Below are 15,620 nucleotides of genomic sequence, written 5' to 3'. Positions count from 1 at the left end.
ATACAAACGTCCGTTCGAGGTCGCGGTGCCGGCTGCGCCGGGGGGTGCCGGGTCGCGGGGCGCCCGGGGGTCAGCGGCCGCGCGGGGTGACCAGGCCGGACTCGTAGGCGAGGACCACGAGTTGGGCGCGGTCACGGGCGTGGAGCTTGGCCATGGCCCGGTTGATGTGCGTCTTCGCGGTGAGCGGGCTGATCACCATGCGATCGGCGATCTCGTCGTTGGACAGGCCCTGCGCCACCAGGGCGACGGCCTCGCGTTCGCGGTTGGTCAGCTCCTCCAGCCCCGTGGCGGTGCCGGTGCCCGTGTGGAGCGGCTGGTCGACGTACCGGTTGATCAGCTTGCGGGTGATCGACGGTGCGAGCAGGGCGTCGCCGCGGGCCGCGACCCTTACGGCGTGGAGGAAGTCCTCCGGCAGGATGTCCTTGACGAGGAATCCGGCCGCGCCGGCGCGCAGCGCCTCGAAGACGTATTCGTCGAAGCCGTAGTTGGTCAGGATGACGACGTGCACGCCGGCCAGGGCGGGGTCCGCGGCGATGCGCCGGGTCGCCTCGATGCCGTCGACGCCCGGCATCTGGATGTCGATGAGCGCGATGTCCGGCAGGTGCTCCCTGGCCAGAGCCAGGCCCTCCAACCCGTCGCCGGCCTCGCCGACCACCTCGATGTCGTCCTCGAGGTCGAGCAGGGCGCGGAAGCCGCTGCGCAGGAGCCGCTGGTCGTCGACCAGCAGGACACGGATCATGACGTCTGCTCCACGGGGAGTTCGGCCTGGACGGTGAAGCCGCCCTCGCCGCGCGGTCCGGCGAGCAGCCTGCCGCCGAGGGCGGTGACACGTTCGCGCATGCCGAGCAGTCCGACGCCGGGGACCGGTGCGGCGCCCGGTGCGGCCTTGCCGTCGTCGTCGATGCGTATCGCCAGGGCGTCCGGACGGCAGTCGATCCGGACGGAAGCCGTGCCGGCGGCGGCATGCCGAGCGACGTTGGTGAGCGACTCCTGAACGATCCGGTAGACGGTCCGGCCCACAGCCGCGGGCACGTCGGGCCGTTGTCCCTCGATCGTCAGCGTCGCGTCCAGGCCGGTGGAACGGGCCCGTTCCACCAGTTCGATGACGTGGTCGAGCCCCCGCGGCGGGGTCGTGTCGTCGTCCCGCAGGGCCTCCAGTGTCGCGCGCAGCTCCCGGGTCGCCTCACGTCCGGCCTCCTGGATCGCGAGCAGGGCCTCCGGGACCTGCTCGCCGCGCTTGCGGGCCACGTGGACGGCGACCTCTGCCTGCACCTTGATGATGGAGATCTGGTGGGTGAGCGAATCGTGCAGTTCCCGCGCGATGTGCAGGCGCTCCTCGTCGGCACGGCGCCGGGCGGTCTCCTCCCGGGTGCGCTCGGCCTCGTCCGCCCGGCGCTCGGCCTGCCGCAGCGCCTCACCCGCGGCGCCGGCGGCTACCAGCCAGGCGATCTCGAGGGCGCCCCGGGCCTGCGTGAAGGCCTCGCCGGCGGGCAGGCCGGAGGCCAGGGCCGCGAGGGGGAGGCAGGCCAGCACGGCCACGCTCGCCACCACCGTGAGGGTGCGGTGTCCCGCCCGTACGGCCGCGTACACCGCGAACAGGTACGCGACGGCCGGGACGTCGAAGCCGACCGCCTGGTGTCCCACCGCGCACAGTCCGGTGACGGCCAGGACGGGGACCGGAGCCCGGCGGCGCGCGGCCAGCGCCAGGCCGCCGGCCGTCAGCAGCGCGTATCCGAGGGGGGCGAGGTCCGAGGCGGAGTGCTGTCCGGACAACCCGGTGACCAGAAGCGCCGCCGCCACGCCGACGGCGATCGCCCCGTCTGTGACACCGGCCCGGGCGCCGGGCCGCAGTGTAATCATGCGCGCACTTTAGCGGGGTGGCGCAGCGGTGCGAGTCCCACTTGCGGACCAGCGACCGGCTACCGCGCACGCAGTACCCGTGCGGCGCCTACGGCGTTCGCGGCAGCCGGCCGCTCGGCCGCGTTTCCGCCGTAGCTACCAGCGGCTGTGCACCTGGGCGCGGATCCGCCGGTCGTACAGATCGCGGACCGCGTCCAGCGTGCTTCCCGACAGCGGCGGCTCGTCCGCCGCCGCGGCGTTGGCGCGGGCCTGTCCGGCGGAGCGCGCTCCGGGGATCACGCTCGTCACGCCCGGCTGCTGGATGATCCAGCGCAGCGCCGTGAGCGCCGGTGTGCTGTCCGGCCCCGCGAGCGCCGCGAACTCGGCGGCGGCCTCGACGCCCGTCGCGAAGTCGACGCCGGAGAAGGTCTCGCCCTGATCGAACGCCTCGCCGTGCCGGTTGTACGTGCGGTGGTCGTCGTCCGCGAAAACGGTGTCCTTGGTGTACCGGCCCGACAGCAGCCCGGACGCGAGCGGCACCCGCGCGATGATGCCCACGCCCGCCTTGGCCGCTGCGGGCAGGACCTTTTCGAGCGGCTTCAGGCGGAACGGGTTGACGATGATCTGGACGCTTGCCGTGCCGGGCCTGGCGATCGCCGTGAGCGCCTCCTCGCAGGTCTCCACGCTCACGCCGTACGCGGCGATCCGCTGTTCGGCGACGAGCGTGTCCAGGGCGTCGAAGACTTCGTCAGCAGAGTAGACAGCGGTGGGCGGGCAGTGCAGCTGGACCAGGTCGAGCTTGTCCACGCCCAGGTTCTTACGTGAACGGTCGTTCCAGGCGCGGAAGTTGTCCAGGACGTAGTTCTCCGGGAGCTGCTCGACGCGCCGGCCCATCTTCGTCGCCACGAACACGCCGGCGTCCGGCCGCTCGCTCAGATACCGGCCGATGAGCTGCTCGCTTCGCCCGTCGCCGTAGACATCGGCCGTGTCGAAGAAGGTGACGCCCGACTCGACGGCCGCGTCGAGGACGGCGATCGCGTCCTCGTCCGCGACGGCGCCCCAGTCGGCGCCCAGTTGCCAGGTGCCGAGTCCGACCACGGAGACGTTCCTGCCGGTCCTGCCCAATACCCGCTGTTCCATGCGCCGCATCCTATGGGGCGGCCCCGCCGGGTCACCGGGGCGCAGCGGTGCTCTCCCGCTCGATCAGCTCCGGCATCGGCACGTGGACGGAGCGGGCGGCGCCGCCGTCCAGCAGGGCAGTCAGCTCCTGGGCGGCGATCCGCCCGAAGGTCACCGGGTCGCGGGAGAGCGCGGTGAGGAAGGGATGGACCATGCGGCACAGCACGGAGTCCTCCCACGACACGACCGACACATCGCCAGGGACCGAGAGGCCGATGCCGGTGACGACTGCCGCACCGGCGGCCGCCATCACGTCGTTGTCGTAGACCAGCGCCGTCGGCCGGCTGCCCGAGGTGAGGACCCGGCGGGTCACGGCCGCGCCCTCGGTGTCGGAGTAGTCGGTGGGCACCGAGCGGACCTCGGCCAGACCACGGCGCTCGGCCTCCGCGCGCAGCGAGCGGATACGCCGGTCGGTGTGAGCGAGCGAGGACAGGCCGGCGATGTGCACGATCCGCCGGTGGCCGAGCTCGTGCAGCCGGCCCACCACGTGGGCCATGGCCCCGGTGTCGTCGGCCCGAACCTGCGACAGGTTCGGATGTTCCTCCGGGAGACCGCCGATGACGACGCCGGGCAGGCCGAGCTCGTCCAGCAGGGCCGGCCTCGGATCGTCGGTGCGCGGGTCGACGACGAGAACGCCGTCGACACGGTGCTCCGCCCACCAGCGCCGGTAGACGGCGCACTCGGCATCCACGTCCTCCACCACCTGGAACAGCAGGCCGAGTTGGCGCTCCGAGAGGACCTCCTGGATTCCGGAGATGAGCTGGAGGAAGAACGAGTCCACGCCCAGGGTGGTGGCGGGCCGCGCGAGGACAAGCCCCACCGTCGCCGCGCCTTCTCCGGACAGCGCGCGGGCGGCGGTGCTCGGCCGCCAGCCCAGCTGCTCGGCGACCCGGCGGACCCGGTCGCGGGTGATGTCGGAGACGCCGGGGCGGTCGTTGAGCGCGAAAGAGACAGCGCTCTCCGAGACCCCGGCGCGCCGGGCGATGTCCTTCATCGTCGGCCGCCGCGCGGGTGCGCGTCTGCTCGGCGGAGTGTCCTTGGCGGACGGGGTGCTGGCAGTCACCCGGACCCCCTTCCCGTGGTCCCCCGGCCCGTCGGCGAACCGGGCCGTGCGCATCTTATGGCCTGCGGCGGGCGAGGTCGAACGATCGGCGCCCTGACTAAAGCGCTTGAGTCATACAAGCCTAAAGCGCTTTAGTCGATCAATGCAAGATGCCCGCTTGGGGCAGTTGAGCTGGGATGACTTGTAGCCGAAGGGATTTAGTCGGCGAATCTGTTGACTTTCTCCGGCGGTGCAATGCAAGGTCTGCTGGGCAAACGGCCGCCGCCCGCTTCCGCGGTGCCGGCCGCCGATGCCCGTCACGCGTCTGGTCCGAGCAAAGGAGCCGTTCACCGTGCGCATCAACCGCAGGGCAGTCGCCGCTGCCGCCGTCATCGCCGTCGTCCTGCCGCTCAGTGCGTGCGGGGGCTCAGAGGGGGGCTCGACCGACGCCTCCGGCAAGGTGGAAGGCGGGATCACCTTCCAGACCTGGAACCTCCAGGCCAACTTCAAGGACTACTTCAACGGCCTCATCGCCGACTTCGAGAAGCAGCACCCGGGCACCGATGTGAAGTGGGTCGACCGGCCGGCCGAGGGCTACGCGGACAAGATCAGCGCCGACGCCGCCGGCGGCACCCTGCCCGACGTCGTGAACGTCTCTCCGGACCTGGTCGCGCCGCTGGCCAGGGCCGGCCTGGCGCTCGACCTGGACAAGGCCGCCCCGCAGTACAAGAAGGAGTACCTTCCGGGCGCGTGGGACGCGCACCGCATACCGGGTGCGGAGGGCACCTACGCCTTCCCCTGGTACCTCAACACCGGCCCCCTGTTCTACAACAAGCGTCTTCTGAAGGACGCCGGTCTCGACCCCGAGAAGCCGCCCACGACCTACGACGAGGTCTTCGACGCCGGACTGGAGATGGCGCGGCAGAGCAAGGGCAAGGTCGCCGCTCTCGCCAACGTGCCCACCATCGAGGACTTCGGCCGCTACGGCGTCCCGCTCATGAACGAAGAAGGCACCGCCTTCTCCTTCAACGACCCGAAGGGCGTCGAACTGCTCACCCGCTACAAGGAGTTGTACGACGCCAAGGCGCTCGACCCGCAGGCGCTCACCGCCACTCCGGAGTCATCGGGGCACAAGTTCCTCACCGAGTCCGTGGCCATGAACCCGGGCAGTGCGCTCGACCTCGCCAACTTCAAGAAGCAGGCCCCGAGCCTCTACGAGAACATCGGCATCACCGACCAGATCACCAGTACCGGCAAGGCCAACATGTACGTCATGGGCGTCATGGTGAACGCGCGGAGCAAGCAGAAGCCCGCCGCCGTGGCCTTCGCCCACTTCGTCACCGACGCCACCCGTCAGATGGAGTTCGCCAAGAAGGTGGCCATCTTCCCCAGCACCGCGGGCTCCCTCGACGACCCCTACTTCACCGAGGAGGACGGCACCGACGAGACAAGGGTCAGGGTCGCGGCCGCCGAGTCCCTGAAGACGTCCGTCAATTATACGCCCGTGCTGTTCAGCGAGCAGATGAAGACCGAGCTGCGCAACGCCGTGGCCCGGGCGCTGCAAGGGAAGCAGAGCCCCCAAGAAGCTCTTGACAACGCTGTCAAGGCCTGCGACCGGCTGCTCCGGCAGAGCTGATCGGCACCTGTCGTGAAGACTTCCACCGCCTCCGGCACGATCACCTCCGACGCCGCCCCCGTGGGCCCGCCCGTCCACGGCCCCGGGCGGGGCTTCGCGGGGCGCCGCCCGCACCGCGGCATCCGGCGCCATCTGCCGTACAGCCCCTGGCTGTTCGCGGCGCCGGGACTGCTCGTCGTCGGCGCGTTCAGCCTTTACCCGTTCCTGAGCACCCTCGTCAACGCGTTCACCGACCGCCGCACCCTCGTCCCCGGCGAGTTCGTGGGCCTGGCGAACTTCCGTGAGCTGCTCGACGACGAGATGTTCTGGATCGGCCTGCGCAACAGCAGCCTGTACGTGCTCGGAGTCGTCCCCGCCCTGGTGATCCTGCCGCTGCTGCTGGCCATGCTCGTCCAGCGCCACATCCCCGGCATCACCTTCTTCCGCTCCGCCTTCTACACCCCGGTCGTCGCCTCGATCGTCGTGGTGGGGCTGATATGGGTCTGGATGCTCGATGACCGGGGACTGGTCAACTCGGTGCTGGAGGCGGTGGGGGTCGGCCGCGTCGGATTCCTGAGCGACCAGTGGCTCCTGCTGCTGAGCGCAATGGGCGTCACGGTGTGGAAGGGCCTCGGCTACTACATGATCATCTATCTGGCGGCGCTGGCGAACGTCCCGCGGGAACTGCACGAGGCCGCCGCCGTCGACGGTGCCGGGCCCGTACGCCGGTTCTTCACCGTCACCGTCCCCGCCGTCCGCTCCACCATGGTCCTCGTCGGGGCCCTGTCCTCGGTCGCCGCGTTCAAGGTGTTCTCCGAGGTCTATCTGATGGCGGGTCCCTCCGGCGGGCCGGCCGGCGAGGACACCACGCTGGTGATGCTCGTCCAGCGTGTCGGCACCGGCCTCTCGGGCCGCGTGGGCTACGCCTCCGCCATCTCCGTCGTCGTCTTCGTCGTCACCGTCGCGCTGATGCTGCTCGTGCTGCGCGCCGACCGCAAGGAGGACGCATGAGCGTCATCAACGTCACCGACGCCGACGCCAAGCGGATCCCGGCCACCCAGCTCGTACTGCGCTACGTGCTGCTGCTGGCCGTGCTGGCGCTGACCGTAGGACCGTTCCTGTGGCAGCTGTCCACCTCGCTGAAGGGCCCGCACGAGGACATCTTCAGCTCCCCGCCCAAGTTCCTCCCCGGCGAGCCGACCCTGGACAACTACGTACGCGTCGCGCGGACCGTCCCCGTCTGGGACTACGCCCTCAACTCGCTGAAGGTCGCCACCGCCAACGTCGTCACCAATTGCGTGGGAGCCGCCCTCGCCGGCTACGCGCTGGCCCGGATGCGCTACCGGGGCCGCAGGGCCGCGACGCTGGCCTTCATCCTCGCCATGCTCGTCCCCGTCGAGGGCATCATCATCGCCCAGTTCACGACCATGCGGGACCTCGGCCTCAACAACACGCTCCTCGGGGTGCTGCTGCCCGGCTCCATCGGGGCCATGAACGTCCTGCTGATGCGCAACGCCTTCCTGAACCTGCCCCACGAGGTCGAGGAGGCGGCGTACGTGGACGGGGCGAACGTCTGGCAGCGGTTCTGGCGGATCGCCCTGCCGTCGGTCAAAGGCACCCTCGCCGTCGTCGCGATCTTCGCGTTCATGGGTGCCTGGGACGACTTCCTGTGGCCGCTGATCGTGCTGAGCGACCCGGAGAACTTCACCCTCACCATCGGCCTCAACTACCTCCACGGCACCTTCGCCAACGACGAACGCCTGGTCGCCGCGGGCACGATCATCGCCGTGCTCCCGCTGATCGTCCTCTTCGCCTGCCTCCAGCGGTTCTTCTTCCGAGGCGTCGGCGAAGGCGCCGTCAAGGGCTGACAACGGGGCCGCGCGGACCAGGCGCACCGTGGCCGCGCAGCCACCCGACCGACACCCCACGAGACTTTGGACGTCGCCGCCTCATGAGCTCCGCCCCGCCGCGCTTCGGCGCCAACTACACGCCCAGTCAGGGCTGGTTCCACCACTGGCTGGACTTCGACCTCGACGACGTGCGCGCCGACCTCGACTCGATCGCCGGCCTCGGACTCGACCACATCCGGGTCTTCCCGCTCTGGCCGCTGTTCCAGCCCAACCGCGCGCTCGTCCGCCCCCGTGCCGTGGAACAGCTCGTGCAGCTCGCCGACGCCGCGGCAGAGCGGGACCTGGACGTCAACGTCGACGGACTCCAGGGCCATCTGTCCAGCTTCGACTTCCTGCCCGCCTGGACGCGGACCTGGCACCGGCGGAACATCTTCACCGATCCCGAAGTGGTCGCCGGACAGGCCGAGTACCTCAGGACACTGGCCGCGGCCCTCGCCGACCGGCCCAACTTCATCGGCATGACCATCGGCAACGAGATCGCACAGTTCGCCGCGGCACCGCACCCCGACCCCGACCGCATCACCCCCGCACAGGCAGGCAGCTGGCTCGACCGCCTCCTGGCCGCCTGCGAGGAGGGCGCGCCGGGACGGATGCACCTGCACGCCGAGTACGACGCCTCCTGGTACCAGGACGACCAGCCCTTCACTCCCGCCCACGCCGCCCGGACCGGCGCGGTCACCGCCGTGCACTCCTGGGTGTTCAACGGCACCGCGCAGCGGCACGGCGCCACCGCCACGGCCACCGAGCACCACGCCGCCTACCTCGTCGAACTGTCGAAAGCCTGGGCGCTGGAGCCGCATCGCCCGGTGTGGCTCCAGGAGGTCGGTGCGCCCGCGCCGCACATCCCGCCCGAGCACGCCGCCGCATTCACCGACGCCACCGTCGCCAACGCCCTCGACTGCCCGGACCTGTGGGGCGTCACCTGGTGGTGCTCCCACGACGTGTCCCGCTCGCTCGCCGACTTCCCCGAACTCGAGTACACCCTCGGCCTGCTGACCAACGACCGCCGCGTCAAACCCGCCGGACGGGCCGTCGCCCGGATCGCCGAGGAGTGGCGCGGCCGCGAACACCGGCCCGCCACGCGCACCTGTGCCCTCGTCGTCGACGCCGGTGACGACGAGCGGGCGCCCCGGCGATCGGTCTGCGCCCCCGGCGGCCCCGTCTTCGAGGCCTTCGCCCGGCTCACCGCCGACGGCGCCCGCCCCACCACGGTCCTCGCCGGCCGCGCCGACGACCCGGACCACCTCGCCGCCCGCGGCATCACCGAGGTCGTCACCCCCGAACAGGCCGGTTTCCTTCAGGGACCGGCCGCCCGCACCGCACCGTAAGCCGTCCACGACACGATACGGAGCACACGAAATGGCCCCCCACCCCAGCAGACGAGCCGTCCTGAGGGCATCCGCCGCGGCGGCCCTCGTCCCCGTCCTCGCACCGGGCACGGCCGCCGCCGCGAACCGGAACGCGCTCGGCGCGCCGTACGCCTCCTACTGGTACCCGGACTCGCTGCCTTCCGGCAGCCCCGGCGAAGGCATCACCTGGCGCAGCCTGAAGACCTGGCGCGCACAGGACGACGCCGACCTTCCGTTCAACAGGGCGGCGGTCCCGCTCGCGTGCCGGTTCACCCCGACCCCGGTCAATGCCACCGCCCGCGCCGGTCGGGCCCGGATCCAGTCCCTCGTCTCGTTCGCGCCCACGGCCTCGAACCCGTCCCAGGGCGCACCGACCGCCGACTACTACGCCACCACCCACTGGGGCTACGTCGACGAACTGGTCTTCTGGGGCGGCTCCTCGGGCGAGGGCCTGGTCCTCGCTCCCAACGCCCCCGTCATCGACGCCGCCCACCGCCACGGTGTGCCGGTGCTCGGCAATGTCTTCCTGCCGCCCGTGGCCTACGGCGGCGATCTGCGCTGGACCCGGGACCTCGTACAGAAGGATTCCTTCGGCCGCTTCCCGCTCGCCGCGCAACTCGTCGCCGTCGCCGTCGCGTACGGCTTCGACGGCTGGTTCGTCAACGCGGAGACCGGCGGTGGCGACAGCGCGCTGGCCGCCGACATGCGCGGCTTCCTCGCGGAACTGAAGCGTCTCGGCACGGCGAAGGACCTGCGTGTCACCTGGTACGACTCGATGACCGTGAGCGGCTCCGTGACCTGGCAGGGTGCGCTGAACGAGCGCAACCGTCCCTTCTTCGAGGCTGCCGACTCCATGTTCGTGGACTTCCGCTGGTCGCGCTCCACCCTCGCCTCCTCCGGGCAGCTCGCCGACCGACTCGGGCGCAGCCGGTACGAGTTGTGGGCCGGGGTCGACGTGGAGGCGAGCGGCTGGAACAAGTCCGTCGACTGGGACGCCATCATCCCCGAGAGCGGCGACGACATCGTCTCCCTCGGCCTCTACCGCCCGGAATGGACCCGCAACCACCTGCCCGCGGGCCGCACGCCGGAGCAGTTCCACGCGGCCGACGACCGCTTCTGGAGCGGCCGGTCGCTCGACCCGTCGCGGCCGGACGCCGCCGACGCCTGGCGTGCCCCGGCGCTCGCCGTGGCCGACCGCTCCACCGTCGCGGGCCTGCCCTTCGCGACCGTGTTCAACACAGGCCACGGGCTGCGCTGGTACGAGGAGGGCAAGGAGGTCTCCGACGCCGGTTGGAACCACCTCGGGCTCCAGGACCGGATGCCCTCACGCCAGTGGGTCGTACGGACCGAAGGCAGCCGGCCCAGGGTTGCCTTCGACTTCGGCGACGCCTGGCACGGCGGCAGCAGCCTCCTTGTCGACGGTTCCCCCGACGCCCCCGTCACCGTCGACCTGTACGCCACCCGTCTGCCGCTCGGACCGGACACGGTCGTCGAGTTCACCCATCGGGCCGACGCGGGCCGGGTCACCGTCGAACTCGCCCTCGCCACGGCGGAACCCGCCGCACCCGGCGAACCCCACCCGTACACCTGTGTCCCCGTCGGGACCGCCGAGGACGGCTGGGTCACCCGGACCCTACGGCTGAGCGGCCTGTCCGGGACCGTGCACGCCCTCGGCGTCCGGCTCACCGGTGCCGGCGGCCCGGTGCGGTGGCGCCTCGGCGCGCTCGCCGTGCACGACGGCGGCGAGCGGGCCCCGGCCGCCCCCGCCGCCCTGCGGATCACCGACGCGACGGACGAGGGCATGCGCCTCGTCTGGCAGGCGGCGCCTGGCGCCGTCGACGAAGCAGTGGCGCCGGCGGTACGCCACTACACCCTGCACCGGCTGCTGCCCGACGGCACACGGCGCTTCCTCGGCGCCACCTGCCAGCGCGCCTTCTTCGCCCGTGACCTGCGGCCCGAACCGGGCGAGCGATCGGCCCGGTTCGAAGTGCGCGCGGTGGGGGAGCTCTACACCACGTCCGCTCCCGCGACCGTCGTCCGTCCCTGGTAACACGCCCCACCCCCGACCCCCGGAGCACCCTTCATGCATGACGACCGCACCCTCGTCGAAGCCCGCCTCAGGCGTGTCCTCGACGAACGCATCCGCCCCGCCGTGTACCCCGAGTCCGTGCCGCTCGACGTCCTGGTGTGGAACGCGCCGGGCGAGCCCGTCCCGGTCGAGGAAGGTCTCGCCGCAACGCCGGAGCCGGTCGCGGTGGGCGACATGTGGGGGGCTCCGTGGGGCACCAGCTGGTTCACCGTCACCGGCACGGTCCCCGGCCGGTGGGCGGGCCGGACCGTCGAAGCGCTCCTCGACCTCGGCTTCGACGAGAACATGCCCGGCTTCCAGTGCGAAGGCCTCGTCTACCGCCCCGACGGCACCCCGGTGAAGGGCCTCAACCCGCGCAACCAGTGGGTCCGCGTCGCGGAGCCCGCCGAGGGCGGGGAAGAGGTCCGCCTGCACATCGAGGCCGCTTCGAACCCCGTCATCCTCGACTACCACCCCTTCCTTCCGACGCGGCTCGGCGACAAGGAGACCGCGGGCAGCACTCCGCAGTACCGGCTCGCCCGCATGGACCTCGCCGTCTTCGACGAGACCGTGTGGCAGCTCGTCCTCGACCTCGAGGTGCTCGGCGAGCTGATGCACGAACTGCCTGCGGACGGTGCCCGCCGCCACGACATCCTGCGCGCCGTCGGCCGCGCCCTCGACCGCGTCGACCTCCATGACGTGGGCGGCAGCGCCGCCGCCGCCCGCGCCGAGCTCGCCGGCGTCCTCGCCACGCCCGCCCGGCCGTCGGCGCACCGCATCAGCGCCGTCGGCCACGCCCACATCGACTCCGCCTGGCTGTGGCCGCTGCGGGAGACCGTGCGCAAGGTCGCCCGTACGACGGCCAACATGACGGCCCTGCTGGAGGACGAGCCGGACTTCGTCTTCGCCATGTCCCAGGCGCAGCAGTTCGCCTGGATCAAGGAACACCGCCCGGAGGTCTACGCGAAGGTCAAGAAGGCGGTCACCGACGGCAGGTTCGTCCCCGCCGGCGGGATGTGGGTCGAGTCCGACACGAACATGCCCGGGTCGGAGGCGATGGCCCGACAGTTCGTGCACGGGAAGCGGTTCTTCCTCGACGAGTTCGGCATCGAGAACGACGAGGCCTGGCTGCCCGACACGTTCGGCTTCGCCGCCGGGCTGCCGCAGATCATCAAGGCGGCGGGCTCCAAGTGGCTGCTGACGCAGAAGATCTCCTGGTCGCAGACGAACAAGTTCCCGCACCACACCTTCCAGTGGGAGGGCATCGACGGCACGCGGATCTTCACCCACTTCCCGCCCGTGGACACCTACAACTGCTCCATGAAGGGCAGCGAGATCGCCCACGCCGAGAAGAACTTCAAGGACAAGGGCATGGCCAGGCACTCGCTCGCGCCGACCGGCTGGGGCGACGGAGGCGGCGGCACCACCCGTGAGATGGTCGGCAAGGCGGCCCGCCTGCGTGACCTCGAGGGCTCGGCGACGGTGACGTGGGAGACACCTGCGGAGTTCTTCACCAAGGCGGAGGCCGAGTACACCCATCCGCCGGTGTGGGTCGGCGAGCTGTACCTCGAGCTGCATCGCGCCACACTCACCAGCCAGGCGAAGACCAAGCAGGGCAACCGGCGCAGCGAGCATCTGCTGCGCGAGGCCGAGCTGTGGGCGGCGACCGCCGCCGTCCGCACCGGATTCGGTTACCCGTACGAGCAGTTGGACCGGATCTGGAAGACGGTGCTGCTGCACCAGTTCCACGACATCCTGCCCGGCTCGTCCATCGCCTGGGTGCACCGGGAGGCGGAGAAGACGTACGCGGCCGTCGCGGCCGAGCTGAACGACATCATCGGCGCGGCCCAGCGTGCCCTCGCCGGTGACGCGGCCGCCGGCGGGGAGCTGGTGTTCAACGCCGCCCCGCACGAGCGGCACGGCGTCGCCGCCGGCGGCGCGGCCCGCACCGCGGAAGGCGGCACCGCGCAGCTCTCCGAGCGCGTCGGCGGCGGTTTCGTGCTCGACAACGGTCTCCTCCAGGTCGAGATCGACGGCCGCGGCCTGGTGGTCTCCGTCTACGACATCGGTGCCGAGCGGGAGACCGTGGCGCCGGGCGGCGCCGCGAACCTGCTCCAGGTCCACCCCGACTTCCCCAATATGTGGGACGCCTGGGACGTCGACGCCTTCTACCGCAACACCGTCACCGACCTCACGGACGCCGACGAGGTCACCGCCGCCGGCTCGGGACCTGCCGCTGCGGTGCGTGTCGTCCGCTCCTTCGGCGACTCGAAGGTCACCCAGCTGATCGCCCTCGCGGCGGGCGCCAAGCGCCTCGACATCGACACGGAGGTCGACTGGCACGAGACGGAGAAGTTCCTCAAGGCGTCCTTCCCGCTCGACGTCCACGCAGAGCGGTACGCCTCCGAGACCCAGTTCGGCCACTTCCACCGGGCCACACACACCAACACCAGCTGGGAGGCCGCCAAGTTCGAGGCCTGCAACCACCGCTTCGTCCACATGGAGGAGCCGGGCTGGGGTGTCGCCCTCGTCAACGACTCGACGTACGGCCACGACGTCACGCGCACCGTCCGCGCCTTCGACGCCGGGACCACGACCACCCTGCGCGTGTCCCTGCTGCGCGCCCCGCGTTTCCCCGACCCGGAGACCGACCAGGGCGTGCACCGCTTCCACCACGCCCTCGTGCCCGGCGCCTCCATCGGCGACGCCGTACGGGAGGGCTACCGCATCAACCTTCCCGAGCGCCGCGTTCCCGGTGACGCCGAGGTCGCGCCGCTGGTCACCGTCGACAACGAAGCGGTCGTCGTCAGCGCGGTCAAGCTCGCCGACGACGGCAGCGGTGACGTGGTGGTGCGGCTGTACGAGGCGACGGGCGGGCGGGCCCGGACACGGGTGACGCCCGGCTTCCCGGCCGCCGGGGTCTCGGCCACGGATCTGCTGGAGCGGACCCTCGCAGACGTACCCGCGCCCGAACTGGTCGACGGCCACGTGACGTTGAGTCTGCGGCCTTTCGAGCTGGTCACGCTGCGGCTGGTCCGCGCCCGACCGTTCGGCGGGTAAGTCACGCGCGACGGCCCGCCGGTCCCCCTCCTCGGATGGACCGGCGGGCCGTCGAGCCTGTCGGCAGCAGCCTCAGCGGCGGCCGAGAGAGCAATCGGTCAGCGGGTCCCGGCCGGCGCCGGGCATGGCCACGGTGTGACCGGCGGCCGGCTCCCTGCCCTGTCCGATCCACTCCTCCATCGCCGTGAACGCGGAGCGGTGACAGGGCGTCAGCGGACGGAGCCGGTCGGGGAACACGTCGTACAGGGAGTCGACGTGGGTGCCGCCCTCGACGCGGTAGTAGCGGAAGAGGCTGTCACGGCCTGCCTCGCGCACCATCCGCGCGTACACGTCGGACCCCTCACTGATGGGCAGCAGCACGTCCAGCGTGCCGTGCAGGGTGATGAGCGGCTTCCCTATCCGGCCCGTCAGCGCGATCCGGTCCACGGCCCTGTGCACCTCGGGCGGCCGGGAGGCGTAGTCGTAGTCGGCGTCGCACGCCGGGGTCCCGGGAGCGCAGAACGGCGTCCCGGCCTCCGTAGCACCGTCGAAGGCGGGATCCAGTTCCTCGCGGTAGATTCGCTGTGTCAGGTCCCAGTAGTACTGGTGGTGGTAGGGCCACAGGAACTCCGAGCCCGCCGGGTACCCGGCCGCCACCATCTCCCGGTGCGCCCGCGCGGCGCCGGCTCCGCCGGCCGCATACACCGGATAGCCGCGCAGTGCGGGCGGCAGGAACGTCAGCAGGTTCGGGCCTTCCGTGCGCCACAGGGTGCCCTCCCAGTCCACCCCGCCGTCGTACAGCTCGGGGTGGTTCTCGAGCTGCCAGCGCACCAGATAGCCGCCGTTGGACATGCCGGTGGCCAGCGTGCGCCGCGGTGGCCGGTGGTAGCGCTGGGCCACGACCGCACGGGCGGCCCTGGTCAGCTGGGTGACCCGTTCGTTCCACTCGGCGACGGCATCTCCGGGCCGCCGGCCGTCCTGGTGGAACGCCGCCCCGGTGTTGCCCTTGTCGGTCGCGGCGAAGGCGTAGCCGCGGGACAGCACCCAGTCGGAGACGGCGCGGTCGTTGGCGTACTGCTCGCGTACCCCGGGCGAACCCGCGACGACCAGGCCGCCGTTCCACCGGTCGGGGAGCCGGATGACGAACTGGGAGTCGTGGTTCCAGCCGTGGTTGGTGTTGCCCGCCGAGTCGTCGGGGAAATAGCCGTCGATCTGGATGCCCGGCACACCGCTGGGCGTGGCGAGCCCGGCCGGAGTCAGCCCCGCCCAGTCCGCCCGGTCGGTGTGCCCGGACGCGATCGTCCCCGCCGTCGTCAACTCCGCCAGGCAGGAGAGCTCCTGGTGTCCGGCGCCGGGCACCCGCAGCGTCTGCTGCCGTGCGCAGTGGCCCGGCTCACGGGCCTCCGCGGCGGGGACGGCGGTCAGGCCGAGCAGCAGCGCGGCCCCTGCGACCACCCGTACGGCACGGCCGAGTCGGCCGGACCGTCCGCGGTGCTCGGGTGAGATGCCTGGCGGCAGGACGAACGGCACGGAAGGGCCTCCTGAGGTGAAGTCGCGGGAAGGGCGGACGTCCGGGGCA

11 protein-coding genes are annotated in these 15,620 nt (G+C 71.5%); 6 read left to right on the top strand and 5 right to left on the bottom strand.

What is annotated here, in order from left to right; all coding sequences use genetic code 11:
• Positions 1-70 precede the first annotated feature (70 nt).
• The 4 genes from MDN94_RS25840 to MDN94_RS25825 all read right to left on the bottom strand — a co-directional run bounded on the left by MDN94_RS25840 (position 71) and on the right by MDN94_RS25825 (position 4,012).
• Positions 71-739 (bottom strand): response regulator, encoded by a 669-nt coding sequence (locus tag MDN94_RS25840; RefSeq protein ID WP_482728299.1) that lies wholly within the window; start codon positions 737-739, stop codon positions 71-73.
• The gene (locus MDN94_RS25835; RefSeq protein ID WP_482728298.1) at positions 736-1,860 is read right to left on the bottom strand and encodes a sensor histidine kinase; all 1,125 of its coding nucleotides are present in this window, start codon (positions 1,858-1,860) and stop codon (positions 736-738) included. Before MDN94_RS25835 ends, MDN94_RS25840 begins: the two co-directional genes overlap by 4 nt.
• A gap of 135 nt (positions 1,861-1,995) precedes the next feature.
• A complete protein-coding gene (locus MDN94_RS25830) occupies positions 1,996-2,988 on the bottom strand; it encodes an aldo/keto reductase (protein ID WP_482728297.1) in 993 nt (330 codons plus the stop codon).
• Between the two features lie 22 nt (positions 2,989-3,010).
• Positions 3,011-4,012 carry a LacI family DNA-binding transcriptional regulator gene (locus tag MDN94_RS25825; protein ID WP_482729082.1) on the bottom strand — a complete coding sequence of 334 codons (1,002 nt, stop codon included), beginning with the start codon at positions 4,010-4,012 and terminating at the stop codon, positions 3,011-3,013.
• A 400-nt stretch (positions 4,013-4,412) separates the two neighbouring features.
• Here MDN94_RS25825 and MDN94_RS25820 point away from each other — a divergent pair, with 400 nt between their 5' ends.
• The 6 genes from MDN94_RS25820 (at position 4,413) to MDN94_RS25795 (ending at position 14,062) form a co-directional block, all read left to right on the top strand.
• Positions 4,413-5,696: an ABC transporter substrate-binding protein gene (locus MDN94_RS25820; RefSeq protein WP_482729081.1), complete on the top strand. Its 1,284-nt coding sequence runs from the start codon at positions 4,413-4,415 to the stop codon at positions 5,694-5,696.
• Between the two features lie 60 nt (positions 5,697-5,756).
• Positions 5,757-6,686, top strand: coding sequence for a carbohydrate ABC transporter permease (locus tag MDN94_RS25815; RefSeq protein ID WP_482729080.1), 930 nt, complete (start codon positions 5,757-5,759; stop codon positions 6,684-6,686).
• Entirely contained in the window at positions 6,683-7,543 is an 861-nt protein-coding gene (locus MDN94_RS25810) for a carbohydrate ABC transporter permease (RefSeq protein WP_482728296.1), read from the top strand. The genes MDN94_RS25815 and MDN94_RS25810 overlap by 4 nt, the downstream gene beginning before the upstream one ends.
• An 83-nt stretch (positions 7,544-7,626) precedes the next feature.
• The gene (locus tag MDN94_RS25805) at positions 7,627-8,913 is read left to right on the top strand and encodes a glycoside hydrolase 5 family protein (protein WP_482728295.1); all 1,287 of its coding nucleotides are present in this window, start codon (positions 7,627-7,629) and stop codon (positions 8,911-8,913) included.
• A gap of 31 nt (positions 8,914-8,944) precedes the next feature.
• Positions 8,945-10,984, top strand: coding sequence for an endo-beta-N-acetylglucosaminidase (locus tag MDN94_RS25800; RefSeq protein WP_482728294.1), 2,040 nt, complete (start codon positions 8,945-8,947; stop codon positions 10,982-10,984).
• Between the two features lie 33 nt (positions 10,985-11,017).
• Positions 11,018-14,062, top strand: a complete 3,045-nt coding sequence (locus MDN94_RS25795; protein WP_482728293.1) for an alpha-mannosidase — start codon at positions 11,018-11,020, stop codon at positions 14,060-14,062.
• Between the two features lie 72 nt (positions 14,063-14,134).
• On the opposite strand, the gene MDN94_RS25790 is transcribed toward MDN94_RS25795, so the two are convergent.
• Positions 14,135-15,571, bottom strand: coding sequence for a 3-hydroxybutyrate oligomer hydrolase family protein (locus MDN94_RS25790; protein WP_482728292.1), 1,437 nt, complete (start codon positions 15,569-15,571; stop codon positions 14,135-14,137).
• Positions 15,572-15,620 lie beyond the last annotated feature (49 nt).

The sequence above is a fragment of the Streptomyces sp. WAC00040 genome (assembly GCF_056835925.1).
The sequence above is the reverse complement of the archived record's forward strand: the minus strand, read 5'-3'. Positions and strand labels throughout refer to the sequence as shown.